Raw genomic sequence first — 1,952 nt, forward strand, 5'->3', positions numbered from 1 at the left:
GATTGCGTCTGTCCAAGCATTGGTCCTCATCTTGACCTTGCTGTTGGCTATTCCTACGGGCGCGGTCATGCCAGACGCACGCCCGAAGCGGTACCTTCCCGGTCTCATCGAAAGCGATGATGAGCTTGCCACCATCGACCCATTGGCAGGTGATCAAGATGTCGAAAACAACTAAAGCTCTGCGAGCCGGCGTCACCGGTATCACCGGAATTGTGAGCGCCTCCGCAGTGGCACTCGGTATTGCTGCTCTGGTTACGTTGCCACTGCCTGAGTATGTGGGAACAGCTCCTGCGTTGAGTGTTGCCCCAGTTCCTGCAATTCAGCAGCGAGTGTGCCCAGGACCTCTTGTTGAAGTTCTTCCTCAAGGCACTGAGGATGTGACCTTCTACTCCACGGGACGAGCTGAATACGCTGAAGAATCCAGCGAAAAGAACTTTGATAGTTCATGGCTCGACTCAGTAGATAACCAGAACGATGCGCTTTGGGCTGCTCCACAGGTCCTCTCCGTTCCACCCAGCGATTCTGCCGAGGAAGCTCCTTTGCTTGCCGGTAATCAAAGTGAACAGGCTGCGACTGAAGCACTCTCAGGTTTAGCGTCAGCAGCCTGCACCGAGCCTGCAAACGACGTGTGGCTCGTGGGTGGATCGACAGAACTGGGCCGAACAACTCTGGTGACGTTGGCCAACCCCACTGATGTGACAGCCACGGTTACCCTTGAGGTATTCACCGAAGAAGGTTACATCGATGCTGTATCCACCGAAGGACTCATCGTCCTCCCGGGTGAACAGCGCATCGTTTCCCTCGCGGGCTATGCCCCCGATGCCATTGCGCCGGTAGTTCGAGTGCTCAGCGTGGGTGGCCAGATTCTGGCTAACCTGCAGCAATCGGTTACCCGCACGTTGATGCCTTCGGGTGTGGAGTGGGTCGCACCAGGCTCCGGTGCGGCAACTCAGCAGGTCATTACCGGTGTTGTTCTCTCTGGCCAGCACGACCATGATCGTTCTGAAATCAGCGATGTCACCAGCGACCTAGAACCTGGCATCCGCCTGCTCGTTCCAGGTGAGAAGAACACTGAAGTTTCTATCACCTTGCTTTCCAGCGAGGGCAAGAAGGTGGAGTTCACAGCCAACCTGACGGCACAGAAGGTCACCCAGCTTCCTACCGCTGGAGTGCCAGATGGTGTCTACACCGTCATTGTCACGGCCCAAGAGCCGATAGTTGCGGGTGTGCGCACCGTTCAAGACTCCAGTGCCGCTGCACCTGACTTAGGTAAAACTCCTGTTTCAACTCCAACAGCAACCCCATCAGCTACGGCAACACCAGAGCTGGTGGCCCCTGTTGTGGCTCCTGGTGCAACCATCGGTGGCGGGGACTTCACCTGGATTGCGTCCAGTTCTTTCCTCACTGACCAGCTGTTGATTCCTGTTCCATCAGGTCCAGCACCGCTTGTCTCCTTCTACAACCCTGCAAACAGGACTGCTGAAGTGACGCTCTCTGCCCAGGGAAAGAAAGACATCACCATCTCGGTCAAGGCAGGAGAGATGGCAAGTGCTCAACTTGCTTCTAACGCCAAATACACCGTGAAGGGTGCTCAAGGGCTCGTGGGTGGACTCACTTTCATTGGCAGCGGTTTTGGCTCAGCCATTGCTTTGAACCCTGCAAACGTCCTGGGTTCCAGCATTACTGTTTACCCACGCTAGAAAACCTTTAGGGGCGCAAGCGCTCAGGGCCCAGATCCCAGGGGTCTTTGCCCAGAAGTTCTGCCACTGCTCTGAAAACTACGCTTTCAATCATCATTTGACGGTGCAGTGGGTCATCTTTGTGGAGCTTGCTCATGCGCTGAATGGGAACGCGATAGAGAACAATACGGCGACGCTCGTGGTCAACTTTCCAGCGCTCCACCACCCCGTTGACTTCAACACGAGGAGGGGTGGGTGCCACATCGAAGTGCA

At 55.8% G+C, this 1,952-nt stretch carries 1 protein-coding gene and 1 pseudogene; one reads left to right on the forward strand and one right to left on the reverse strand.

Annotated elements, in window-relative coordinates; translation table 11 throughout:
• Positions 1 to 158: 158 nt before the first annotated feature.
• A complete protein-coding gene (locus tag Q0362_RS09165; protein ID WP_298122763.1) occupies positions 159 to 1,700 on the forward strand; it encodes a DUF5719 family protein in 1,542 nt (513 codons plus the stop codon).
• Between the two features lie 7 nt (positions 1,701 to 1,707).
• Here Q0362_RS09165 and Q0362_RS09170 read toward each other — a convergent pair.
• Positions 1,708 to 1,952, reverse strand: a pseudogene (locus tag Q0362_RS09170) (hypothetical protein); the annotation flags it as partial.

The organism is uncultured Aurantimicrobium sp. (assembly GCF_936931525.1).
Classification (GTDB): domain Bacteria; phylum Actinomycetota; class Actinomycetes; order Actinomycetales; family Microbacteriaceae; genus Aurantimicrobium.